Raw genomic sequence first — 22,050 nt, 5'->3', positions numbered from 1 at the left:
GGGGCCATCCTGGCACCAGCCGCCGAGCTCCGTCGCGGTGTGCGGGCGGCTCTCAGTAGGCTCCTCGACATGCCGACCCGCGCCTCCTCGACGACCTACAGCTACCTCGGCCCCGCGGGCACCTTCACCGAGGCGGCGCTGAAGCAGGTGCCCGAGGCCGTCGGCGCGACCTGGAAGAGCGTGAACAACGTCGGCGAGGCGCTCGCCGACGTCGTCTCGGGCGTCAGCACCGCGGCGATGATCGCCATCGAGAACAGCGTCGAGGGCGGGGTCAGCGCCACGCAGGACGCACTCGCCACCGTGCCCGGGCTGCGCATCGTCGGCGAGTACCTGGTCCGCGTCAACTTCGTGCTCGTGGCCCGCCCCGGGACGCGCCTCGAGGAGGTGCGGCTCGTCAACGCGCACCCGGTCGCCTACGCGCAGACCCACCGCTGGCTCGAACGCGCCCTGCCGGGCCACGGGCACCTCCCCGCCTCGTCGAACGTGGCCGCCGCCGCGTCGTTGCTCGAGGCGGGGGGCGCCGGGGGCTCCGCGGACGCCGCGGTCGCGCCTCCCGGCATCACCGACCACCACGACCTCGAGGTGCTCGCCCGCGAGATCGGCGACAACGACCAGGCCGTCACGCGCTTCGTGCTGGTCAGCCGCACCGTGCCCGTGCCGCCCGCCACCGGCGCCGACAAGACGAGCCTGATCGTCGAACTGCCGACCGACGGCTCGGGCGCGCTGGTGGACATGCTCGAGCAGTTCGCGACCCGCGGCATCAACCTCAGCCTGATCCAGTCACGGCCGATCGGCGACGCGCTCGGCCGCTACCGCTTCGTCATCGACCTCGAGGGGCACGTGCTCGACGAACGCGTCGCCGACGCGCTGCTGGGGCTCAAGCGGTTCAGTCCGGCCGTGACGTTCTTGGGCTCGTACCCGCGCGCCGACGGCACACCCGTCGAGGTCTCGTCGAGGTACGACGACGAGGCGTTCGTGGACGCCCGCGACTGGTTGCGGGGTCTCGTCGCCGGGCTGCGCTGACACGAGGACGCCCCCGCCCCCGGCCGCCGTGGCGGGCCGAGGTGCGGGGGCGTCGTCGGTCGGCGGGTCAGGCGTCGGCGGGCACGCGGACGGTCAGGCCGCCCGGGTCGACGACCGCGCGCAGGGCGACGGCCTTGCCGACCGAGTCGCCGTCGATCTCGAAGTCCTGGGGGGAGTCGAGGCGCAGGACGAGCTTCTTGCCCTTGTTGTAGCGCAGGGTGCGGACCTCGCGGCTGTTCGCGGCGAGGATGCGACGGCCGACGTGGGTGCGGCGGAGCACGCCGTTCTCCCAGACGATCTTGACCCAGATCTGCACCCAGCCGAAGAAGCCCTCGGGGCGCAGGGCGACGATGTCGAAGATGCCGTCGTCGATCGCGGCGTCGGGCAGCAGCATGATGTTGGCGGGCAGCAGCCCGCAGTTGCCGACGATGATCGTGTGGGCGCGCATCGTCTTGCGGCCGCCGTCGTCGAGCTCGTAGCGGACCTCGATCTTGTTGTCGTCGCGCAGGGCGCGGGCGATGGCGTCGACGTAGGCGAGCCAGCCGACCCGCTTCTTCAGCTCGTCGTTGGTGTTCGCGAGCATCTTCGCGTCGAGGCCCACGCCGGCCATGACGACGAACGCCTTGGTCTCGCGCGAACCGTCCTCGCGCTCGATGTCGACGACGCCGAGGTCGATCTCGCGGTCGCGACCGCTGAACGCCGTCGCGATCGAGTCGTCGAGGTTGTCGAGCGAGAGCTCGAGGTTGCGGGCCAGCAGGTTGCCGGTGCCCGAGGGCAGCAGGGCCAGCGACGCGTCGGTGCCCTGCAGGGCCTCGGCCACGGCGCGGACGGTGCCGTCGCCGCCGGCCGCGATGATCATGTCGGCGCCGTCGGCGAGGGCCTGCTTCGTCACCTCTCCGCCCGGGTCCTCTTTGCTGGTCTCGTAGTACTTGGTCGGGGCCCAGTCGTTCGAGAACTCGTGCCGGCCGACGGCGGTCTTGATGGCGTCGAGGTCGACCTTGATCGGGTTGTAGACGACCGCGGCGGTCTGGCGAGCCGTCTCGGGCTCGGGCGCCGAGGCGCGCTCGGCGGGGGCAGGGGAGGTGGCGGTCATGGGGCGAGCGTATTGGACGCGACCCGGCGAGGTAACGGAGTGGCGGAGCCTCTGTGCAGATCGTCGGCCGGGCCGGTGCCGTTGCCTAGGATGGGCGGGTGATCGATCCCCAGTTGCTTCGTGAATCCCCCGACCTCGTCAAGCAGAGCCAGCGGGCCCGGGGCGACTCCGAGTCGCTCGTCGACGACGCGGTGGCGGCCGACCAGGCACGACGCGCGGCGATCGCCGCGTTCGAAGAGCTGCGCGCCGAGCAGAACGCCTTCGGCAAGACCGTCGCCAAGGCGCCGAAGGACGAGAAGAAGGCCCTGGTCGCGCAGGCGCAGCAGCTCGCCGCCCGCGTGAAGGAGGCGCAGGTCGCCTCGAACGAGGCCGACGCGGTCTTCGACAGGGCCGCGCGCGGCATCGGAAACCTCATCATCGAGGGCGTGCCGGCCGGCGGCGAGGCGGACTTCGTGACGCTGCGCGAGCACGGCACCCGCCCCTCCTTCGACTTCGAGCCCCTCGACCACGCCGACCTCGGCGAGAGGCTCGGCGCGATCGACATCAAGCGCGGCACGAAGGTGTCGGGCTCGCGCTTCTACTTCTTGCGGGGCATCGGCGCCCGCCTCGAGCTCGGCCTGATGAACATGGCCCTCGACCTGGCCCTGACGAACGACTTCACGCCGCTGATCACCCCGACGCTCGTGCGGCCCGAGGTCATGGCGGGCACCGGGTTCCTGGGCTCGCACGCCGACGAGGTCTACCACCTACCCGCCGACGACCTCTACCTCACCGGCACCAGCGAGGTCGCGCTCGCCGGGTACCACGCGGACGAGATCCTCGACGTCGAGGCGGGCCCGATCCGCTACGCCGGCTGGTCCACCTGCTACCGCCGCGAGGCCGGCGCCGCGGGCAAGGACAACCGGGGCATCCTGCGCGTGCACCAGTTCAACAAGCTCGAGATGTTCAGCTACGTGCACCCCGACCAGGCCGAGGCCGAGCACGACGCCCTCGTCGGGTTCCAAGAGACGATGATGCAGGCCCTGGGGCTCAGCTACCGCGTCATCGACGTCGCGGCCGGCGACCTCGGCTCGAGCGCCGCCCGCAAGTTCGACATCGAGGCCTGGGTGCCGACGCAGGGCACCTACCGCGAGCTCAGCAGCACGTCGAACTGCACCACGTTCCAGGCCCGCCGCCTCGACACCCGTCACCGCACCGAGAGCGGCAAGACCGCCCCCGTCGCGACCCTGAACGGCACCCTCGCCACGACGCGCTGGCTCGTCGCGATCCTCGAGACCCACCAGCGGGCCGACGGTTCGGTCGTCGTGCCCGAGGCGCTGCGCGGCTACCTCGGCGGCCTCGAGGTCATCGAGCCGGTCGCATGAGCCAGGCCGCCGCCGCACCCCGGCCCGACCGTGAGCCCGTGGCGGCCACCGACCGGTGGCTCGTCGCGCTCGACGTCGACGGCACGATCATGCCGGAGGACGGCACGATCTCCGAGGCCGTCCTCGGCGAGATCTCGCGACTGCACGACGAGGGTCACCAGGTCATGATCGCGACCGGACGGTCGGTGTCGATGACCCTGCCCGTCATGGAGCGCCTCGGCCTCGTCTCGGACTACGTCGTCTGTGCCAACGGCGCGATCACCCTGGGGCGCGACGAGTCGGCCCCGTCCGGCTACCGGCGCGTCCACGTCGAGGAGTTCGACCCGACCGAGGTGCTGTCGACGATCCGCGAGGCCCTGGCCGACGCCGGCGCAGGCTACGCCGTCGAGGACCAGGAGGGGCTGCTGCGGTACTGCGGGACGTTCCCCGCCGCGGCGGCGGCCCTGAACGCCGAGAAGGTCGAGTTCGACGACCTCGTCGGGCGTCCCGCCACGCGCGTCGTCGTGGTCTCGCCCGACCACGACACCGAGGACTTCCTGCAGGTCGTCGAGCGCATGGGGCTTCAGCAGGTCAACTACAACGTCGGCTGGACGGCGTGGCTCGACATCGCCCCTGACGGCGTCTCGAAGGCCACGGCCCTCGAGCGCGTGCGTCGGTGGCTCGACGTGCCCCGCTCGCAGGTGCTCGCCGCGGGCGACGGGCGCAACGACATCGACATGCTGCGCTGGGCCGCCGCCGAGGGGCGCGGCGTCGCCATGGGCCAGGCCCCCGACGACGTCGTGGCCGCGGCCGGCGAGCAGACGTCGAGCGACCTCGACGACGGGCTCGCCGAGGTGCTCGCCACGCTCTGAGCGGGCTGTGCTGCTGAGTTGCTAGGCTCGGCCCCGGTCGCCGGGTGCACGCACCCCGCCACGGGATGGACAGAACGCCACGAGAAAAGATGGCGTTTCGTCCACATCGTGGCGGCGTGGATCGCCTGGTCACCGGGAGGGCTGTCCGAGCGGCCGATGGAGCTTGTCTTGAAAACAAGTGGGCAGAGATGTCTCGTGGGTTCGAATCCCACGCCCTCCGCAGAGGCGAGGCGCGCCGGTGGGCCGGCCCGCGCCTCCTGGGGTCAGTGCTTGGTGGCGGCGTAGGTCGAGAAGGCCTCGCCGATCAGGGTGCTGAGTTCGCGCCAGGTGGTGTCGTCGACCGAGACGGGGGAGTCGCCGTCGACGAAGCCGGCGTGCTTGTGCAGCACGTCCGAGCCGACGGCGGGCAGCACGAAGAAGTCGCGGGTCCAGTCGTCGGTGTCGGCGATGACGGGCGCGCGGTACCAGTCGAGGTAGGCGTCGAAGACGTCGTTGCGCTCGTCGCCCTTGAGCCAGGTCTCGACGGAGTCACGCCACGCGTCTCGGTTGGTCTCGCCGTTCATGTGGTCCTCCGGGGCCGGTGCGTGCGGGAGCGTGCGCGACCGCCGGTCCAGTGTCCCAGGTCCGGCCCGGCGGCGACCGGGCGTGCCCCCCGAAGGGGACCGCCCGTCCCCCCGAACAGGGACTGAACGCGGTCGCGGCCTCGTGTTGCACTGTTCGAGCCCGCCGTTGCGACCCCGCACCGGTCGGCACCCCGGGCGGGCCGAACACCGCCCGGGCCCTCGACACCAGGACCGACACCCATGACCCACATGACCCCGACGACCCGCGCCGCCGTCGTCATCGGCGCCGCCGTCGCACTCGTGGCCGGCCTCGCCGCCACCCCGACCGCCGCCCACGCCGCGGGCCCCGCGCCGACGAGCACGTCGAAGGCCGCGACCCGCTCGACCGCCACGACCACGCCGCAGACGATCCGCACCGCGAGCAGCGCGACCCTCTACAAGGGCGGCCTCTTCGTCGACACGAACGGCGAGGCCGCGCGGGCCGCGACCACGCTCTCGGCGCAGGGGCGCACCGCCCAGGCCTCGGCGGCCAGGACGATCGCCCAGCAGTCGGTCGCGACCTGGCTGGGCGGCTGGTTCACCGACGCGCAGCTCGTGAAGAAGATCGACGCGACCGTCGCCGCCGCCGAGAAGAAGGGGACGACGCCGGTCTTCGTCACCTACAACATCCCCAACCGCGACTGCGGCAGCCATTCGGCGGGCGGCTCGGCCGACAACGCGGCCTACCTGCGCTGGAACCAGCTCGTCGCCTCGCGCCTCTCGGGCCACCGTGCCGTCGTCGTCGTCGAGCCCGACGCCCTCGCGCTGATCAGCAACTGCCCCACCCAGACGAACGGGCGCGAGGCGACCATCGCCTCGGCCGTCAAGGCCCTCGCCGCCGCCGGGGTGCCGGCGTACATCGACGCGGGCAACTCGAACTGGGTGCCGCCGCAGACCATGGCCGCCCGCCTCAAGGCGGCGGGCGTCGACCGGGCGCGGGGCTTCGCCACCAACGTCTCGAACTACTACCCGGTCGAGGCCGAGCGTGCCTACGCCGACAAGGTCTCGCAGGCGGCGGGAGGCGCTCGCTACGTGATCGACACGTCGCGCAACGGCCGCGGGTGGAAGGGGACGTGGTGCAACGCCCCCGGTGCCGGTCTGGGGTCGGCGCCGTCGGTCCAAAGCGGCACGACCAAGCTGGACGCGCTGCTCTGGATCAAGACGCCGGGGGCGAGCGACGGCGAGTGCAACGGCGGCCCCCGGGCCGGCACGTGGCACGCCTCGTACGCGGTGGACCTCGTCGCGAACCGCAAGGTCGGCTGACCCCGGGGGCCGCCCAGGGCAGTCTGCGTACAATCTTCACCTGCCCGTACACCGAACGGCGCGATCCCGCCCACCAGATCGACGAGACCGAGTCAGTCCCGTCGGTCGGGTCCGGGTGCTTCGCGCCCTCGATGACCGAGAGGACACCGCGTGAGCGACCTTCGCGACCGATCCGGCCGTGGCCGCCGAGCCGCCCGACCCCAGAAGTCACCGTTCTGGCGCCGCCCCGCGGCCGCGTCGACGGGCGTGGCCCGTCACGGGCGGCTCAAGGACGGAGGCGCGGTGCGGGCCGTCACGAAGGTCGTCGCCGCCTCGGTGGCGGTCCTGCTCGTGAGCGGCGCCTCGGTCGGCGCCATCGCCGCGTACCAGGTGCGCAGCGACCTCGGCACGGGTGTCGAGCTGCAGGCCGCGAAGGGTCAGACCAACAAGGCGGCGCCGCCCTCGATCAGCGAGTACGAGGGCGGGTTCAACATCCTGGTGGTCGGCACCGACAACGACGCCAGCCAGGACGAGGGGGCCTTCGGCAAGCGCGACGCCACCCTCAACGACGTCAACATCCTGCTGCACGTCTCGGCGGACCACAGCAACGCGACGGCGGTCAGCATCCCGCGCGACATGGTCGTGCCGATCCCGTCCTGCGCCAAGGAGGACGGCTCGGGGTACTACTCGGCCATGGCGGCCCGGCCCATCAACGAGGCCTACTCGTACGGCGGACTGAGCTGCGTCGCCTCGACGGTGTCGGCCCTGACGGGTCTCGACATCCCCTTCGCGGGGATGATCTCGTTCAACGGCGTCATCGAGATGTCGAACGCCATCGGCGGCGTCCCGGTGTGCGCGGCCACCCCGATCAAGGACCGCTACACGGGCCTCGACATCCCCGCGGGCGAGTCGGTGCTCTCGGGTGCCGACGCCCTGGCCTTCCTGCGGACCCGGCACGGCGTCGGTGACGGCTCCGACCTCGGCCGCATCAGCAGCCAGCAGGTCTACCTCTCGTCGCTGCTGCGCACGGTCAAGAGCGCCGACACCCTGAGCAACCCGACCAAGCTCTACTCGCTCGCCCGTGCGGCGGCGAGCAACATGACCCTGTCCGACGGCCTCACGAAGATCGACACCATGGTGCAGATCGGACTCGCGTTGCGCGACCTGCCGCTCGACGACGTCAACTTCGTGCAGTACCCGGGCACGACCGGCGGCACCGGGGTCTACGCGGGCAAGGTGCAACCGGACACGGCCGTCGCGAACCAGCTGTTCGACGCGATCAAGAGCGACGTGCCCTTCTCGATCCCCGAGGGCAGCACCGGCATCGGCTCCGAGAGCACGGCCCCGGCCGCGACCGAGGCGCCGGCGGCGACGGGCGCCCCGGCCGCGTCCGCACCGACGTCGTCGGCTCCGGCCGGGACGGCCGCGCCCGCCGACCCGGGCACGGGCACCGAGACCTCGGCACCCTCGACGGAGGTCATCCAGGGGCTGACCGGTCAGACGGCCGCCGACCAGACCTGCTCGGTGGCCTTCGGCTCGAAGTAGGCGCGCAGCGTCCGGGCGAGGAGCGCCGCCCGAGAGTCGTCCCGGCGAGTAACCAGCTCGCCGGGACGACCGGTGACCTCACGCGGCGGCCCGAACGCGCGCGCATGAGAACCCCGCGGTGCCGGGATCAGGGGGTCGGCACCGAGGGGGGTGTGGAGGCCGGCGTCGGTGCCGGCGACGAGCCCCTCGGACGCCGCCGTTCGGGTGCGGCGCTCGCTGGTGGGGCACGTGACGCGGCGACCGTCGGAGGGCGTGTTCGGCAAGGGTGAACGGGCCCGTGCTGTCGGGCCCCGGCCCCTCGGCCGTCGTCGGCGTCAGGGGTACTCTATGTGTCGGCACAAATGCCGACAACCCGATCACGGCCCCCGGAGCGGGTGGGGCGAGGGTGGTTCTGTCACCGCCCGCCCCGGTTCGGCATCTGGCCCGCGGGCCGCTATGCTGGTCCCTGCGCGTTCGCTCGCGAGCCGCATGGAGCCGTCGCATAGTTCGGCCTAGTGCACCACCCTGCTAAGGTGGAGTTCCCTTTGTGGGAACCGTGGGTTCAAATCCCACCGGCTCCGCGGAAAGCCACGTCGGTCCTCTCTCTCGCCAGAGACGTTCCGGGGTGGCTTTTCTTCTGCCCTCACCCGGTGCCGGGGGTGTCCCCCGGGGCGGCGCCTTCCCAGTCGCCTCCGGCGTAGCGTAATCGGCGACGGACGCCCGTCACGACCGCAGGAGGCCCCCGGGTGAAACGCATCCACTACACCGACGAGTACATGGTCACCGGCGACACGATCGCGGCGGCCGTCGTCGAGTACGCGCGTGCCCTGGCCATGAAGAACAAGTCCGACATGGTCGACCTCCCCGGCCGGGATCGCGCGGGCCTGCACCAGCGGTTCCAGATCCTGCTCGGCCCGGCGAGCCAGATGCTCGTCTCAGAAGAGCAGACCGACGAGGCCGAGATCGACGACCCGGGCCTGGTGGACGACATCGAGGCGCGCATCGACCGGCTGCGGGGCGTCGAACCGCAGTCCACCGAACCGGCCGAGGGCATCCCACTCGACACCGACGAGTTCTGATCGCCGACAGGCGTCGTCGACTCTCGCCGGGTCGGGACCGGCGTGGTCTCCGCTTGTCAAGGGTCCGCCAAGCGCTGCCGGACCGACTAGCGTCGGCACGATGACCACCACCGCGCCTCCGGACCCGACCGAGGCCGTGACCCCCGTGACCCTGGGAGGCGCGGGCCCGGTCGTCGGGACGGCCACCGCGCTCGTCGTCGACCGGCTGCGATCGGGAGCGGCACCGTCCGTGGGCGCAGCGCTCGACCTCGCGGTCGAGCTCGGTCGCCACGGCGCGCTGCCGGGGCTCGGGTCGACCGCCGACCTCTGGCAGGCCCTCGCCACGCTCGCGGCGCACGACCTCGGTGCGGCCCGGGCCGCCGAACCGCACCTCGACGCGCTCGCCATCCTCGACCAGCACGCTGGCGACGCCCGTGCGGCGTCCGACCGCTCGCCCCTGCCCGCCCGGGCCCGGGCCGACGACTCGTTCACCTGGGGGGTGTTCGCCGCCGAGGGCCCCGGCGTCCGTCTCGTCGCCGCGGCACGCCCGGCCACGGGGCCCGGGTCCGCCGACGCCACCGACGCCGCCCCCGCCTGGTCGCTCACCGGCGCGAAGCCCTGGTGCTCCCTCGCGGGCACCGTGGACGGCGCCCTGATCACCGCCTGGGTCGGCGACGACCGGCGGCTCTTCTCGGTCGACCTGCGCCAGCCGGGGGTCACGGTCGAGGCCGACGCCTGGCACGCCAGGGGCCTCGTCGAGATCCCGTCCGGCCCGGTCGCCTTCGACGACGTCGAGGCGCACGAGGTCGGCGCACCCGGCTGGTACCTCGAGCGCCCCGGTTTCTCGTGGGGCGGCATCGGCGTCGCCGCGTGCTGGTACGGCGGCGCGGTCGGGGTGGCCCGCACCCTGCTCGCCGCGGCGGTGACCGCCTCGGGTCGCACGCCGGGGCGTCCGGCCGACCCGCACCTCCTGCAGGCCCTCGGCCTCGTCGACACGCGGTTGGCCGACGCCCGTCGGGCGCTGGTCGAGGCGGCCGACCTCGTCGACGCCGGTGAGGCGACCGGCGACGCGGGGCGCCTGCTGGCGAAGCGCGTCCGCGGCACGGTCGCGCACGCCTGCGACGAGGTGCTCGCCCGGGCGTCCCGCGCCCTGGGCCCCGCTCCGCTCGCCACCGACGCGGCCCACGCGAAGCGCGTCGCCGACCTCGAGCTGTACCTGCGCCAGCACCACGGCGAACGCGACGACGCCTCGCTCGGCCAGACCCTGCTGCGCGACGCCCTCTCGGACGGGCAGCCCGCGTGGTGAGCTTCGACGGTCGCGCGCCGGGCACCCCGGTCGAGACCTGGGAGGCCGACCCGCGCCTCCTCGCCCTGCCGCCGCTCGACGGAGCCGTCGACCCGGCCACGGTGTCGCGGCTCGTCGTCCTGGCCGCCCACCCCGACGACGAGACGCTCGGCGCCGGTGGGCTGATCGCCGACGCCGCGGCCCGCGGCCTGCCGGTCACGGTCGTCGTCGTCACCGACGGGGCCGCCTCGCACCCCGGGTCGTCCACCGACGCCGAGAGCCTCGTCGCGACGCGGGCCGAGGAGGCGCGGGTCGCCGTCGGCCTGCTGGGTCACGACGTCGAGCTGGTCCGGTGGGCCGTGCCCGACGGGGCCGTGCGCGAGGCGCGCGCCGAGGTCACCGAACGGCTGCGGCCCCTGCTGCCCTGGCCGGACGGAGTGCTCGTCGCCCCCTGGAGCGGCGACGGCCACCGCGACCACCGGGTTCTCGGCGAGATCGCCGCCGAGCTGGTCGACGAGGCCGGCGTCGCGGCGCCCCGCCTGCTGCAGTACCCGATCTGGCTCTGGCACTGGGGATCGCCCGACCACCCGGACGTCCCCTGGTCGTCGATGCGGCTCCTCCCGCTCGACGCCGCCGCCGACGCGGCGAAGCGCTCCGCCCTCGCGGCCTACGCGTCGCAGCGTCGACCGCTGTCGTCGGCACCCGAGGACGCGGCCGTGCTGCACCCGGTCTTCGAGCGGCACTTCGCCCGCGGACGCGAGGTGTTCGTCGTGGACGGGCACGAGACCGCGGGCCCGGCCGGGCGGGCGGCCGCGACCGAGGCCACGTTCGACCGGACGCACGCCCGCCGGGCCGACCCCTGGCGCGTCACGACGCGCTGGTACGAACGGCGCAAGCGTGCCCTGACCCTCGCGTCGCTGCCACGGGAGCGCTACGGCCACGTGCTCGAGGTCGGCTGCTCGATCGGGGTGCTGACGGGCGACCTGGCCCCGGCCGCCGACCGCCTGCTGGCCCTCGACGTGTCGTCGGTGGCCGTGCAGGCCGCGCGGGAGCGGCTCGCGAACCTCCCGCACGTCACGGTCGAGCAGGCCGACGCCGCACGGGACTACCCGGCGGGCACCTTCGACCTCGTCGTCCTCAGCGAGGTGGGCTACTACCTCGCCCCCGACGCGTTCGGGCGGCTCGTCGACTCGATCGTCGACGGGCTCGCCGACGACGGCGACGTCGTGGCCTGCCACTGGCTGCAGCCCGAGGGCGACTTCCGGCAGGGCGCGGACGACGTGCACGCCCGGCTGGGGGCCGACCCGCGCCTCCACCGGGTCTCGCACCACGTCGAGGACGACTTCGTGCTCGACGTGTTCTCGCGCGACCCGCGGTCGGTCGCCCAGCGGACGGGGTTGCGATGAGCGACGCGACGGATCGCACCGGGTCCGGTGGGCCCGTGCCGGACGCTCCCGTGCCCGACGCCCTCGGACGCACCGACCACGGGCGCACCGACCCCGTGCGGGCCGTCGCGGTCGTCGTGCCCGCACACGACGAGGAGGCACTCGTCTCACGGGCCCTCGACGGCGTCGAGCGCGCCCGTCGGCACACGGCCCGGACGCACCCGGAGGCGCGGGTCGTCGTCGTCCTCGTGGCCGACGCCTGCACCGACGGCACGGTCGCGGCCGCCCGGGCGCACCCCGACGTGCAGGTGGTCGAGATCGACGCCCGGGGCGTCGGCGTCGCCCGGTCCGTCGGGGTCGACGCGGCCCTGGCCGCGCTCGGGGTGGCCGCGCTCGGGGTGGCCGCCGAGGGAGCGGACGCCGGGGCCCTGCCCGACGACATGTCGCCCGCCGACGACCGGCCCGCCGGCGACCTGCGGGCCGAGGACCTGCCGCCCGGCGACCTGCCGCTCGACGCCGTCTGGCTCGCCTGCACGGACGCGGACTCGGTCGTCCCGGTCGGGTGGATCGACGACCAGCTCGACCGAGCCGCCGCCGGGGCCGACGTCGTGATCGGCACGGTGCGTCCCGACTTCGCCGACCTCTCGCCCCGGCAGATCGCGGCGTGGACCGGACGGCACACGCCGGGTCGACCGAACGGCCACGTGCACGGCGCCAACCTCGGCGTGCGGGCCTCGTCGTACCGGGCCGTCGGAGGGTTCGCCCCCGTCGACCTGCACGAGGACAACGACCTCGTCGACCGGCTGCGCGCCGCGGGCGCGACGCTCGTCGCCTCGGACGTCGGCGAGGTGCTGACCTCCGGACGACGCGACGGGCGCACGTCGGGCGGTTACGCGGGGTACCTCGCCGTCGACCTGCTGGCCTGACGGGCCGACCCGCGCCTCCTGACGGCGGTGCCGCGCCGACGGAGGCGTCGACGCCCCCGGGAGGCGCGTGCGGCTCAGTCGCGGACGGTCGCCAGGTACGCGGCCTCGCGCTCGTACCCGTCCGCATCGGCCGCCAGCTCGGGCTTGCCCAGCTCGACCGCCTTGTCGCGGCTCATCTCGGCGAGGTCGTGCAGGCGGATGATCGCGACCCGCAGCACGTCGTCCCAGGTGGCGTCGCTGCCGTAGGCGTCGAGCAGGAGGCGCACGCGGCGCTCGGCGTCGGCCGGGCCGGGCGCGTTCGGGGGAGTGCGATCGGTCAGGGGGACGGCGCGGGTGGCGTAGTGGGCGAGGTCCCAGAGGCGGGGACCGGGCGAGGCGAAGTCGAAGTCGATCGCGCCGACGACGTGCCCGTCGGCGTCGTACGCCAGGTTGTGGGGAGAGAAGTCGTTGTGGCAGATCACCTCGGACGGCACCTTCGCCGGTGCCTGCCAGACGGCGCCGTCGAGTCCGAAGCCGATGCTCGCGTCGTGCAGCCGCCGCAGCAGCCGGGCACCCTCGGTCAGGGCCTCGTCGGTGAAGACGTGGTCGGGCAGGGGGTAGACCGGCACCTCGGCGTCGACGAAGCTGAGGCGTTCGCGGCCGTCCTCGATGCCGAGCGGCCGGGGGATGCCGCGGACGCCCGCGCGTGCGAGGTAGGCCAGGTGCCGGTGGACGGTGGGCGTCCAGGGGCCGGCCACGCGCAGGACCGTGTCACCTTGACGGACGACCGCGTTCATGTTGCCCCCGGCCAGGACCTCGCCGGCCGGCATCGCGTGGGTCGGCACCGCGTCGGTGGGCACCGCGTCGGCCGGCCCCTCGCCGATCGGCACCTCGTCGGCCACGGGTCAGGCGACCGGGCCGAAGCCCGTGCGGAACCGGTCGAAGGTGGTCACCCAGTAGGCGCGCAACGCCTCGACGCGTTCGTCGTCGGTGGTGGTGTCGGTCCACGGGTCGTAGACGCCGCGCAGCACGGCGATGACGGCGCCCCAGGTCGCGTGGATCAGCAACGACGTGGTCAGGGGGTCGCGCGACGGCCCGACGGCGAGGGCGATGACGTCGCCGACCCGCTCGGTCATGGGGACGCCGACCGCGAGCACGTAGGGCAGCAGGGGCTCGTGCGTCCGCAGCAGGTGCCGCAGGCTGATCATGTAGTCGCACAGCTGGGTGTCGACCGCCGAGAGCAGCAGCAGCTCGAGCAGGTCGATGTCGGTGCCCTGGAACGTCGCCAGGGCCGACAGGTCGGACGCGTCGACGGCGGCGCCGGCCTTGTTGAGCAGCACCGACGCCACGGCGTCTTCCTTGCAGGAGTAGTGGTTCGCGAACGTCCGCCTCGAGTAACCGGCCAGGGCGGTGACGTCCTCGACGACGAAGCCGTCGAAGCCCCTCTCGGACGCCAGTCGGAAGGCCGCGTCCGCGAGGCCGCGGCTGGTCGCCCGACGTTTCTCGTCGCGGCCGCCGACGGCCTCGGCCACGAATCGGGGCTGGCCGTCGCGTGCCGAGGTCTGCTGCATCGGACCATCGTGCCGCGACTTCCTGAGAATATCCATGCCCATTGGGCAACGGCGCGCCCGGATCGCGTATCCTTCAAGAGTCCGATTCGGGTCGGACGGCCTCGAGAGGCACCGGGCACAAGACCTCCGTGAGATCGCGAAGGGCCGCGTCGGGTGCGACCCTCCTGCTGAACCACGAGCGGGGTCCTGGTCCTCTCGAGACACACGCCTCGTGGCCCCCGCGGTCACGGGGCGTTCCCGTGCGCTCCGCCCGCGTGCCGCCCTCCGGCGTTCTCGTCCCGTGCGGTTCTCCCGTGCGCTCGTCCGACGACTCCGGGGGTGACAGGCTGAGCACATGAGGCGAGGGCGGTTGAGGGTGCTGCTGGGGGCGGCACCCGGCGTGGGCAAGACGTACACGATGCTCGAAGAAGGCGCGCGGCTCCGGGCCGAGGGGGTCGACGTCGTCGTGGCCGTCGTCGAGACGCACGGTCGCCGGGCGACCGCGGCCCTGGTCGGCGACCTCGAGGTGGTGGCCCGTCGATCGGTCGACCACCGCGGCGTCACGCTCGACGAGCTCGACCTGGAGGCGGTGCTCGCACGGGCACCTCAGCTCGCGCTCGTCGACGAGCTCGCCCACACGAACGCCCCCGGGTCCACCCACGAGAAGCGCTGGCAGGACGTCGGAGCACTGCTCGACGCCGGCATCGACGTCGTCTCGACCGTCAACGTGCAGCACGTCGACTCGCTCACGGACGTGGTCGAACGCATCACCGGGGCGACGCAGCGCGAGACCGTGCCCGACGCGGTGCTGCGCGCGGCCGACCAGGTCGAGCTCGTCGACCTCGCGCCGCAGGCCCTGCGCGACCGACTCGCCGAGGGCGTGGTCTACCCGGCCGACCGGGTCGACGCCGCCCTCTCGAACTACTTCCGACTCGGCAACCTGACGGCCCTGCGTGAACTGGCGCTGCTCTGGCTGGCCGACGAGGTCGACAGCGCGCTCAAGGCCTACCGCGACGAACACGGCATCGACAGCACGTGGGAGGCCCGCGAACGCGTCGTCGTCGCCCTCACCGGCGGGCCGGAGGGCGAGACGTTGATCCGCCGCGGCGCCCGCATCGCCGCCCGGTCGTCCGGCGGCGAGCTCGTCGCCGTGCACGTCAGCGCGCAGGACGGCCTGCGCCAGGGGGCACCCGGGGCCCTGGCCGCGCAACGGGCCCTCGTCGAGAAGCTCGGCGGCACGTACCACCAGGTCGTCGGCTCGGACGTGCCCCGCGCCCTGGTCGACTTCGCCCGCGGGGTGAACGCCTCGCAGCTCGTCATCGGCGTGAGCCGCCGCGGTCGCCTGGCCGCGGCCCTGACCGGTCCCGGCATCGGCTCGACGGTGATCCGCGAGTCGGGGCGCATCGACGTGCACATCGTCACCCACGCCTCGGCCGGTCGCGAACGGGTGCTGCCGCGTCTCGGCGGGGCGCTGTCCCGGGGCCGCGTCCTGGCCGGCTTCGTGCTCGCGCTCGTGGCCGGGCCGCTGCTCACGGCCCTGCTGGCGGGCCACCGCTCCGAGGACGGCATCGCGGGGACCGTCCTGGTCTTCCAGCTGCTCGTGGTGGTCGTGGCCGTCACGGGCGGCCTGTGGCCGGCCCTGCTGGCGGCGCTGCTGTCGGGCGTGACGCTCGACCTCTTCTTCATCGCGCCGATCTACCAGTTGACCATCGCCGAGCCCCTGCACCTGGCCGCCCTCGTGCTCTACGTGCTGAACGCCGCGATCGTCAGCTACGTCGTCGACCAGGCAGCGCGCCGCAGCCGGGCCGCGGCCCGCGCCCTCGCCGAGACCGAGCTGCTCGCCACGGTGGCCGGCAGCGTGCTGCGCGGGCAGGACGCCCTGCAGGCCCTCATCGGGCGCACCCGTGAGGCGCTCGGCATGACCCGCGTCCGGGTCGTCCAGGGCGGCGTCCAGGTCGGGGAGGCGCGGCTCGCCGACGCGGGACGCCCGGCACCCGGGGCCCCCGGCGACACGACCACGGCGATCGCCGCGGGCGCCGACGCGACCCTCGAGCTGACGGGACCCGAGCTGCAGGCGGCCGACCGGCGCCTCCTGGACGTCGTCGCGGCGCAGGTCGAGGCGGCCCTCGAGCACTCCGAGCTCAGTCGGACCGCAGGGCAGGTCGCCCCGCTCGCCGAGGTGGACCGCATGCGCAGCGCCCTGCTGGCCGCCGTCGGCCACGACCTGCGTCGCCCGCTGGCCGCGGCGACCGCCGCCGTCAGCGGGCTGCGGCAGACCGACGTCACCTGGAGCGACGCCGACCGTGACGAGCTGCTCTCGACCGCGCACGAGAGCCTCGACTCGCTCTCGACCCTCGTCACCGACCTGCTCGACGTCAGCCGGGTGCAGGCGGGGGCGCTCGCCGTGAGTCCGGCCGACGTCGACCTCGACGAGGTCGTGCTCGGCGCCCTCGACGAGCTCGGCCTCGGGCCCGCCGACGTCGAGCTGGCGCTGCGGGCGACGGTGCCGGCGGTCCGTGCCGACCCGGTGCTGCTGCAACGCGTCGTCGTCAACCTGCTCGACAACGCGCTGCGACACTCGCCGCCCGACACCGGGGTCCGCATCTCGACGAGCGCGTTCGGCGACCGCGTCGAGTTGCGCGTCGTGGACCGTGGGCCGGGGGTGCCGGTCGAACGGCGCGACGAGATCATGGTGGCGTTCCAGCGCCTCGGCGACACCGACAACCGCACGGGGCTCGGGCTCGGCCTGGCGCTGAGCAAGGGGTTCGTCGACGCGATGGGCGGCACGCTCGCGCTGGACGACACCCCCGGCGGGGGACTGACCATGGTGGTGGGGCTGCCCGCGGTGCAGGGGCCAGCGGTGCAGGGGCCCGCGGCGAACGGCCCGGCGGTGCCCGGGTCGGTCGGACCGGCCGACGACGACGATCGGGTACGGTCGGCCACGTGAGCGCCGTGAAGATCCTCATCGCCGACGACGACCCGCAGATCCTGCGGGCGCTGAAGGTGACCCTCGGCGCGCGCGGCTACGACGTCGTCACGGCCGCCGACGGACGCGAGGCGCTCGACCTGGCGGCGAGCCGGCACCCCGACCTCGTGATGCTCGACCTCGGCATGCCGCACCTCGACGGCGTCGAGGTCATCCAGGGGCTGCGCGGCTGGTCGACCGTGCCGATCCTGGTCGTCTCGGGTCGCACCGACGCCGCCGACAAGGTCGAGGCCCTCGACGCGGGAGCCGACGACTACGTCACCAAGCCGTTCTCGATGGACGAGCTGCTCGCCCGCATCCGCGCGCAGACCCGCCGCCTGCCGTCGGGCGCGGACGACGAACAGCCCGTGGTGTCGTTCGGCGACGTGCAGGTCGACCTGGCGGCGAAGACCGTGGTGCGGCGGCTGCGTGGCGGTGCCGGTTCCGGTGCCGGTGGCGGTGCGGGTGCCGGTGCTGGCGGCGAGTCGGTCCGGCTGACGCCGACCGAGTGGAAGATCCTCGAGCTGCTGCTGCACAGCCCCGACAAGCTGATCACCCGAGAGGCCATCCTGACCGAGGTCTGGGGCCCGTTCCACGCGAAGGACACCGGCTACCTCCGGCTCTACTTCGCCCAACTCCGCAAGAAGCTCGAGCCGGTGCCGGCCGCACCCCGCCACCTCGTGACCGTGCTCGGCATGGGCTACCGCTTCGTGCCGGAGCCGGCCCCCGACTCCGTTCCCTGAGCGTGCCCCGCGCGGACGGGCGAACCGCAGGGCGACGCGGTGTCCCGTCCTGTCGGCGGTGCCGGGCCGAGAAGGCGACCGCGTCAGTCGTGCGTCGGCCCGCCGCCCCCGCCGTCCGCCGTGGGATCGGGCGCTGGAGCGTCGAGCGGAACCTCGTCGACGTCGAGGGCGACGGGCTGCCCGCCTCGGGTGCAGTACAGCTCGATGGCTGCCAACCCGTTGACGAATGACGTCCGTCCCGTGGCGTGGTCGGCCTCAGTCGGGCCGTTCCAGGCGTCGAGCAGGTTGCGTTCTGCCGTACGGACGACCTCGTCGAACTCGACCGAGCCTGAACCGTCACTCAGCAGGTCGTCCCAGGTGTCCGTCAGTTCCCGCCGTACGGCGTGAGCCTCCTGCCGGTCGAGCTCGCCGTCGGCCCGGGCAGCGACGTACTCGTTCCAGCTGTGTTCGATGCCCCTGCACTGGACGGGGTCGATGCGCGGTGTCGGATCGACACAGGCCGTGACGAGGACGAGCGGCACCGACACGACCACCGCCAGCGTCGTCGCGCGTCGTCCCCGTCCGGCGGGTCGCATCAGTGGATGACCAAGACCGTGCCCGTCGCACGCCAGATCGAGCAAGCCTTCTTCTTCGTGTCCGACGCACCCGTGTTGAAGATGTCTCGGCACGATGCCTCAGTCGTTGCCCACTGGACGCATTGGCCTTGGTAAATGAAGTTGCAGGGGCGGCGTGCGTCTTTTTCCTGGTCGGCAAGAGCGGGCGACGACGCGATGACGACACTGGAGAGGGCAAGCCCGAGTGTGGCCAGGGCTGCAGTCATTCTTCGAGAAATCTTCATTGATATTCAGCTTTCTAATTGGTAGCTGATACACAAATAACCTAGAGATGCAGACTGCACGCGTCAAGAGGGTCAATCATTCGCGGCTGAGAAATCCTGAGCGCGTCCTGCGCGTCCCCGTCCGGCGGTGACGAAGAATCCTGACGGGATCCCTACGCCCGGGGGCACCACCAGGAGGCGCGCGAGGCTTAACGTGGGGGAGCGCGTGCCTGCCTCCCGGCCGGTGCGCCCTCCGCACGTCCGAGAGGAACCCGTGTCCGCGCACCCCGAGTCACCCGCCAGGGTCGAACCCGCGACCCCGAACGCGACCAGGCAGCGCATGCGCAGCTGGCTGCTGCACGGCCTCACCGAGACCGCGGGCACGCACCAGGGGCCGCACGCCGAGGTGCCCGAGAAGACCCACTCGTGGTGGCGGGTGATGTGCCTGACCGGCGTGGACTACTTCTCGACCCTGGGCTACCAGCCGGCCATCGCCGCCGTCGCGGCCGGCCTGCTCTCGCCGCTCGCGACCATCGTGCTCGTGCTCCTCACGCTCTTCGGTGCGCTGCCGGTGTACCGCAGGGTCGCCCGTGAGAGCCCACGTGGCGAGGGCTCGATCGCCATGCTCGAACGCCTGCTGCCCTGGTGGGGTGGCAAGCTCTTCGTGCTCGTGCTGCTGGGCTTCGCCGCCACCGACTTCATGATCACGATCACCCTGTCGGCGGCCGACGCGACCGCGCACGCCGTCGAGAACCCGTTCGCGCCGGCCTGGTTCCACGGCGCCGAGGTGCCGTTGACGCTCGTGCTCGTCGCGCTGCTCGCCGCGGTGTTCCTGCGCGGGTTCCGCGAGGCGATCGGCATCGCCGTCGTGCTCGTCGCGGTTTTCCTGACGCTCAACCTCGTCGTGATCGCGGTCTCGCTGTTCCACATCGGGGAGAACCCCGTCGTCATCGGCAACTGGTGGGACGCCCTGACCGTGCAGCACGGCAACCCGTTCGTCATGGTGGGCATCGCGCTGATCGTGTTCCCGAAGCTGGCGCTCGGCCTGTCGGGCTTCGAGACCGGCGTGGCGGTGATGCCCCAGATCACCGGCGACCCGACCGACACCCCGGCCAAGCCGATCGGGCGCATCCGTGGGGCGCGACGGCTGCTGGCCACCGCGGCGATCATCATGAGCTCGTTCCTGATCCTGTCGAGCTTCGTCACGACCCTTCTGATCCCGCAGCAGGAGTTCCAGGCCGGCGGGTCGGCCAACGGGCGCGCCCTGGCGTTCCTCGCGCACCAGTACCTCGGCGACGGCTTCGGCACGCTCTACGACGTCAGCACGATCTGCATCCTCTGGTTCGCCGGAGCATCGGCCATGGCCGGTCTGCTCAACCTCGTGCCGCGGTACCTGCCCCGCTACGGCATGGCGCCGCAGTGGGCCCGCGCGGTCCGCCCGCTCGTGATCGTCTTCACGGTCGTCGCGTTCGTCATCACCATCGTGTTCGAGGCGGACGTGGACGCCCAGGGCGGGGCCTACGCGACCGGGGTGCTCGTCCTGATCACCAGCGCCTCCGTGGCCGTGACGCTGTCGGCGCGACGCGCCCGTCAGCGCAAGCGGACGATCGGCTTCGGCGTCGTGGCGCTGGTGTTCGTCTACACGACCATCACCAACGTGGTCGAGCGCCCCGACGGCGTGCGCATCGCCGCGATCTTCATCATCGGCATCCTCGCGGTGTCGCTCGTGTCGCGCGTCCAGCGGTCGTTCCAGTTGCGGGCGACGTCGGTCACCCTCGACGACGCCGCCCTGTCGTACGTGCGCGAGGACGCCGACGAGTACGGCACGATCCGCGTCATCGCCCACGAGCCGGGGCGCGAGGTCGCCGAGATCTACAGGAAGAAGCTCCTGGCCGAGCGGAAGTACAGCGGCATCCCGCAGCGCTCGCCCGTGATCTTCGTCGAGGTGCACAAGGGCGACTCGTCCAACTTCGAGGAGGACCTCGTCGTCACCGGTCACGCCGTGCACGGCTACCGAGTGCTGCGCACCACGAGCGGCGCCGTGCCGAACGCGTTGGCGAGCGTGCTGCTGGCGATCCGCGACGAGACCGGCATCGTGCCCGACATCTACTTCGAGTGGACCGAGGGCAACCCGCTGTCGAACATGGGGCGGTTCTTCTTGACCGGGGTGGGCGAGGTCGCGCCGGTGACCCGCGAGGTGCTGCGCCGGGCCGAGCCCGCGCGCGGCCGCCGCCCCGACGTGCACGTCAGCTAGCCCCGCGCCCCGCCTGCCCTGCCCGTCGGCGACCAGCTTGGAACCCCGTTCGCGAAGATGAACCCCGATGAATCGGAGTTCATCTTCGTGAACGGGGTTCATGCGGACGTTCCTGAGAAGCGCCGTCCCGCGATCCGGGCGGCAGCCGACACACGGCGCGGATCGATCGCGACACCGGCCGCACGAAGCAACTCGACCAGTCTCTCGGGGAACACCAGGTCGGCGTATTCACAGTGCACCACGTGACGGATCTCGGGGTGGCGCAGGAGGCGTCGGTCGCGCCGCCCCCGCTGTCTGACGACCTCGGCAGGCGTCCGTCCCGCCAGCATCTCCGGATCGGTCAGTTTGACGTGGCCGTCGAACTCGATGGCGACGCCGAAGGCCCGCAGGAAGACGTCGCAGCGCCCCACGAACAGGCCGTCGACCTCGACGGCCTTCTGCAACTCGACGGATGACAAGCCCAGTTCGAAGAGCACGACCCTCAGGAGGCTCTCACCTCCGTTCTCCGCCCAGGCGGACGAGAACGCGAGAGCCCGTCGAGCGGTTCGTCCGCCCGGACTCGATGCCGGACCCAGCCGGGACGAGATGCCGGCACGGGCCCGCTCGAACTCGGCCTGGACCACGGCGCCGGTGCGGTGTCCGTCGGGCAACACCAGGCGACGGAGGACGGCATCCAGGCACATCACGGCGTCCGCGAACGAGGCCGTTCGAGACACGTCGACTGCGGTCCGTTCCAGCGAGGTCAGCAACAGGCCGTGGAGTTCCGCCCTGTCGTCGGAGGGGACGGACCCGGGTCGTCGGAGGAGGTGGGTCGATCGCCTGGCGGTCGTGCGGCGCGGATCGACGACGGTGACGACGTCCCCGGGGTCGTCGTGGACCCGAGGCAGCCCCCAGCACGCCGCGGCGGAGGCATGCGAGACCGTGCACTGCGGATCGAGACCGGCGACGACCGCTCTGGTCAGCACGACGTGGCGTTCTCGCGCGTCGAGTTCGTGCCAGTCCCGGGCATCCGCGTAGACGCCCTGATGCACGCGGACCAACGCCCCTCTGCGGGCTCGGAGTTGCAGCTGCCGTGCCTCGCGGGTCGTCGCCCCGTGGGTCGAGGTGAAGAGCAGAGGACACCGGAGAGGTTCGAGGTGGGACATGACGCGAGCCTGGCGGGCGGGACGTCGGGAACCGCAGTCGCGCCTCCTCGATTGGGGATCAGAGGCAGGCATCCTCGGCCTGTGGAGGAGGCGAGCGTGTCGCGGCTCTCACACGAAGAACCCTGTTCACGACGATGAACCCCGTGAAAACATGGTTCATCTTCGCGAACAGGGTTCATGGTGGGGCAGGCGCGGGGTAGGCGGGGGGCAGGCGCGGGGCAGGGTGGGGCAGAGCGGGGCGCGG

Annotated in this window: 19 protein-coding genes and 2 tRNA genes; 14 read left to right on the top strand and 7 right to left on the bottom strand. The window is 72.8% G+C overall.

Going from position 1 to position 22,050, the window contains the following annotated elements:
- Positions 1-69 precede the first annotated feature (69 nt).
- Positions 70-1,023 (top strand): prephenate dehydratase, encoded by a 954-nt coding sequence (pheA, locus tag ABID81_RS12070; protein WP_354595031.1) that lies wholly within the window; start codon positions 70-72, stop codon positions 1,021-1,023.
- Positions 1,024-1,090: 67 nt separating this feature from the next.
- Here pheA and ABID81_RS12065 read toward each other — a convergent pair whose 3' ends face one another.
- Complete coding sequence (locus tag ABID81_RS12065; protein ID WP_354595030.1) at positions 1,091-2,116, bottom strand: diacylglycerol/lipid kinase family protein; 1,026 nt, start codon at positions 2,114-2,116, stop codon at positions 1,091-1,093.
- 98 nt (positions 2,117-2,214) lie between these two features.
- Between ABID81_RS12065 and serS the strand changes: the two genes are divergently transcribed.
- The 3 genes from serS to ABID81_RS12050 all read left to right on the top strand — a co-directional run bounded on the left by serS (position 2,215) and on the right by ABID81_RS12050 (position 4,551).
- A complete protein-coding gene (gene serS, locus ABID81_RS12060; RefSeq protein ID WP_354595029.1) occupies positions 2,215-3,480 on the top strand; it encodes a serine--tRNA ligase in 1,266 nt (421 codons plus the stop codon).
- Positions 3,477-4,331 (top strand): HAD family hydrolase, encoded by an 855-nt coding sequence (locus tag ABID81_RS12055; protein ID WP_354595028.1) that lies wholly within the window; start codon positions 3,477-3,479, stop codon positions 4,329-4,331. Before serS ends, ABID81_RS12055 begins: the two co-directional genes overlap by 4 nt.
- Positions 4,332-4,466: 135 nt before the next feature.
- A tRNA-Ser gene (locus tag ABID81_RS12050) sits at positions 4,467-4,551 on the top strand.
- A 43-nt stretch (positions 4,552-4,594) separates the two neighbouring features.
- Here ABID81_RS12050 and ABID81_RS12045 read toward each other — a convergent pair.
- Positions 4,595-4,894: a hypothetical protein gene (locus ABID81_RS12045; protein WP_354595027.1), complete on the bottom strand. Its 300-nt coding sequence runs from the start codon at positions 4,892-4,894 to the stop codon at positions 4,595-4,597.
- Between the two features lie 240 nt (positions 4,895-5,134).
- On the opposite strand from ABID81_RS12045, the gene ABID81_RS12040 reads away from it, so the two are divergent.
- Both ABID81_RS12040 and ABID81_RS12035 read left to right on the top strand, forming a co-directional pair.
- Complete coding sequence (locus ABID81_RS12040) at positions 5,135-6,196, top strand: glycoside hydrolase family 6 protein (RefSeq protein ID WP_354595026.1); 1,062 nt, start codon at positions 5,135-5,137, stop codon at positions 6,194-6,196.
- Positions 6,197-6,346: 150 nt separating this feature from the next.
- Complete coding sequence (locus ABID81_RS12035; protein ID WP_354595025.1) at positions 6,347-7,720, top strand: LCP family protein; 1,374 nt, start codon at positions 6,347-6,349, stop codon at positions 7,718-7,720.
- Here ABID81_RS12035 and ABID81_RS12030 read toward each other — a convergent pair.
- The gene (locus tag ABID81_RS12030; protein ID WP_354595024.1) at positions 7,672-7,983 is read right to left on the bottom strand and encodes a hypothetical protein; all 312 of its coding nucleotides are present in this window, start codon (positions 7,981-7,983) and stop codon (positions 7,672-7,674) included. The genes ABID81_RS12035 and ABID81_RS12030 overlap by 49 nt on opposite strands.
- 207 nt (positions 7,984-8,190) lie before the next feature.
- Here ABID81_RS12030 and ABID81_RS12025 point away from each other — a divergent pair.
- The 5 genes from ABID81_RS12025 (at position 8,191) to ABID81_RS12005 (ending at position 12,353) form a co-directional block, all read left to right on the top strand.
- Positions 8,191-8,280, top strand: a tRNA-Ser gene (locus ABID81_RS12025).
- A 165-nt stretch (positions 8,281-8,445) separates the two neighbouring features.
- Positions 8,446-8,778 carry a hypothetical protein gene (locus tag ABID81_RS12020; protein ID WP_354595023.1) on the top strand — a complete coding sequence of 111 codons (333 nt, stop codon included), beginning with the start codon at positions 8,446-8,448 and terminating at the stop codon, positions 8,776-8,778.
- Between the two features lie 100 nt (positions 8,779-8,878).
- Positions 8,879-10,063 (top strand): acyl-CoA dehydrogenase family protein, encoded by a 1,185-nt coding sequence (locus tag ABID81_RS12015; RefSeq protein ID WP_354595022.1) that lies wholly within the window; start codon positions 8,879-8,881, stop codon positions 10,061-10,063.
- Entirely contained in the window at positions 10,057-11,448 is a 1,392-nt protein-coding gene (locus tag ABID81_RS12010; RefSeq protein WP_354595021.1) for a PIG-L family deacetylase, read from the top strand. Before ABID81_RS12015 ends, ABID81_RS12010 begins: the two co-directional genes overlap by 7 nt.
- The gene (locus tag ABID81_RS12005) at positions 11,445-12,353 is read left to right on the top strand and encodes a glycosyltransferase family 2 protein (protein ID WP_354595020.1); all 909 of its coding nucleotides are present in this window, start codon (positions 11,445-11,447) and stop codon (positions 12,351-12,353) included. Before ABID81_RS12010 ends, ABID81_RS12005 begins: the two co-directional genes overlap by 4 nt.
- Before the next feature lie 74 nt (positions 12,354-12,427).
- Here the strand turns inward: ABID81_RS12005 and ABID81_RS12000 are convergent, their stop codons facing one another.
- Positions 12,428-13,234, bottom strand: a complete 807-nt coding sequence (locus ABID81_RS12000; protein WP_354595019.1) for a phosphotransferase — start codon at positions 13,232-13,234, stop codon at positions 12,428-12,430.
- 3 nt (positions 13,235-13,237) lie between these two features.
- Positions 13,238-13,903: a TetR family transcriptional regulator gene (locus tag ABID81_RS11995; RefSeq protein ID WP_354595018.1), complete on the bottom strand. Its 666-nt coding sequence runs from the start codon at positions 13,901-13,903 to the stop codon at positions 13,238-13,240.
- Positions 13,904-14,237: 334 nt separating this feature from the next.
- Here ABID81_RS11995 and ABID81_RS11990 point away from each other — a divergent pair, with 334 nt between their 5' ends.
- Both ABID81_RS11990 and ABID81_RS11985 read left to right on the top strand, forming a co-directional pair.
- Positions 14,238-16,829 (top strand): ATP-binding protein, encoded by a 2,592-nt coding sequence (locus ABID81_RS11990; RefSeq protein ID WP_354595017.1) that lies wholly within the window; start codon positions 14,238-14,240, stop codon positions 16,827-16,829.
- Between the two features lie 5 nt (positions 16,830-16,834).
- Positions 16,835-17,590, top strand: coding sequence for a response regulator (locus tag ABID81_RS11985; protein ID WP_354595089.1), 756 nt, complete (start codon positions 16,835-16,837; stop codon positions 17,588-17,590).
- 83 nt (positions 17,591-17,673) lie between these two features.
- Here ABID81_RS11985 and ABID81_RS11980 read toward each other — a convergent pair whose 3' ends face one another.
- Positions 17,674-18,210, bottom strand: a complete 537-nt coding sequence (locus ABID81_RS11980; protein WP_354595016.1) for a hypothetical protein — start codon at positions 18,208-18,210, stop codon at positions 17,674-17,676.
- Positions 18,211-18,747: 537 nt separating this feature from the next.
- Between ABID81_RS11980 and ABID81_RS11975 the strand changes: the two genes are divergently transcribed.
- Positions 18,748-20,661 (top strand): APC family permease, encoded by a 1,914-nt coding sequence (locus ABID81_RS11975; RefSeq protein WP_354595088.1) that lies wholly within the window; start codon positions 18,748-18,750, stop codon positions 20,659-20,661.
- Between the two features lie 98 nt (positions 20,662-20,759).
- On the opposite strand, the gene ABID81_RS11970 is transcribed toward ABID81_RS11975, so the two are convergent.
- The gene (locus tag ABID81_RS11970) at positions 20,760-21,377 is read right to left on the bottom strand and encodes a hypothetical protein (RefSeq protein ID WP_354595015.1); all 618 of its coding nucleotides are present in this window, start codon (positions 21,375-21,377) and stop codon (positions 20,760-20,762) included.
- Between the last annotated feature and the right edge of the window lie 673 nt (positions 21,378-22,050).

It is taken from the genome of Frigoribacterium sp. PvP054 (assembly GCF_040547465.1).
Classification (GTDB): Bacteria; Actinomycetota; Actinomycetes; order Actinomycetales; family Microbacteriaceae; genus Frigoribacterium.
This window is presented reverse-complemented; position numbering and strand designations above follow the sequence as displayed.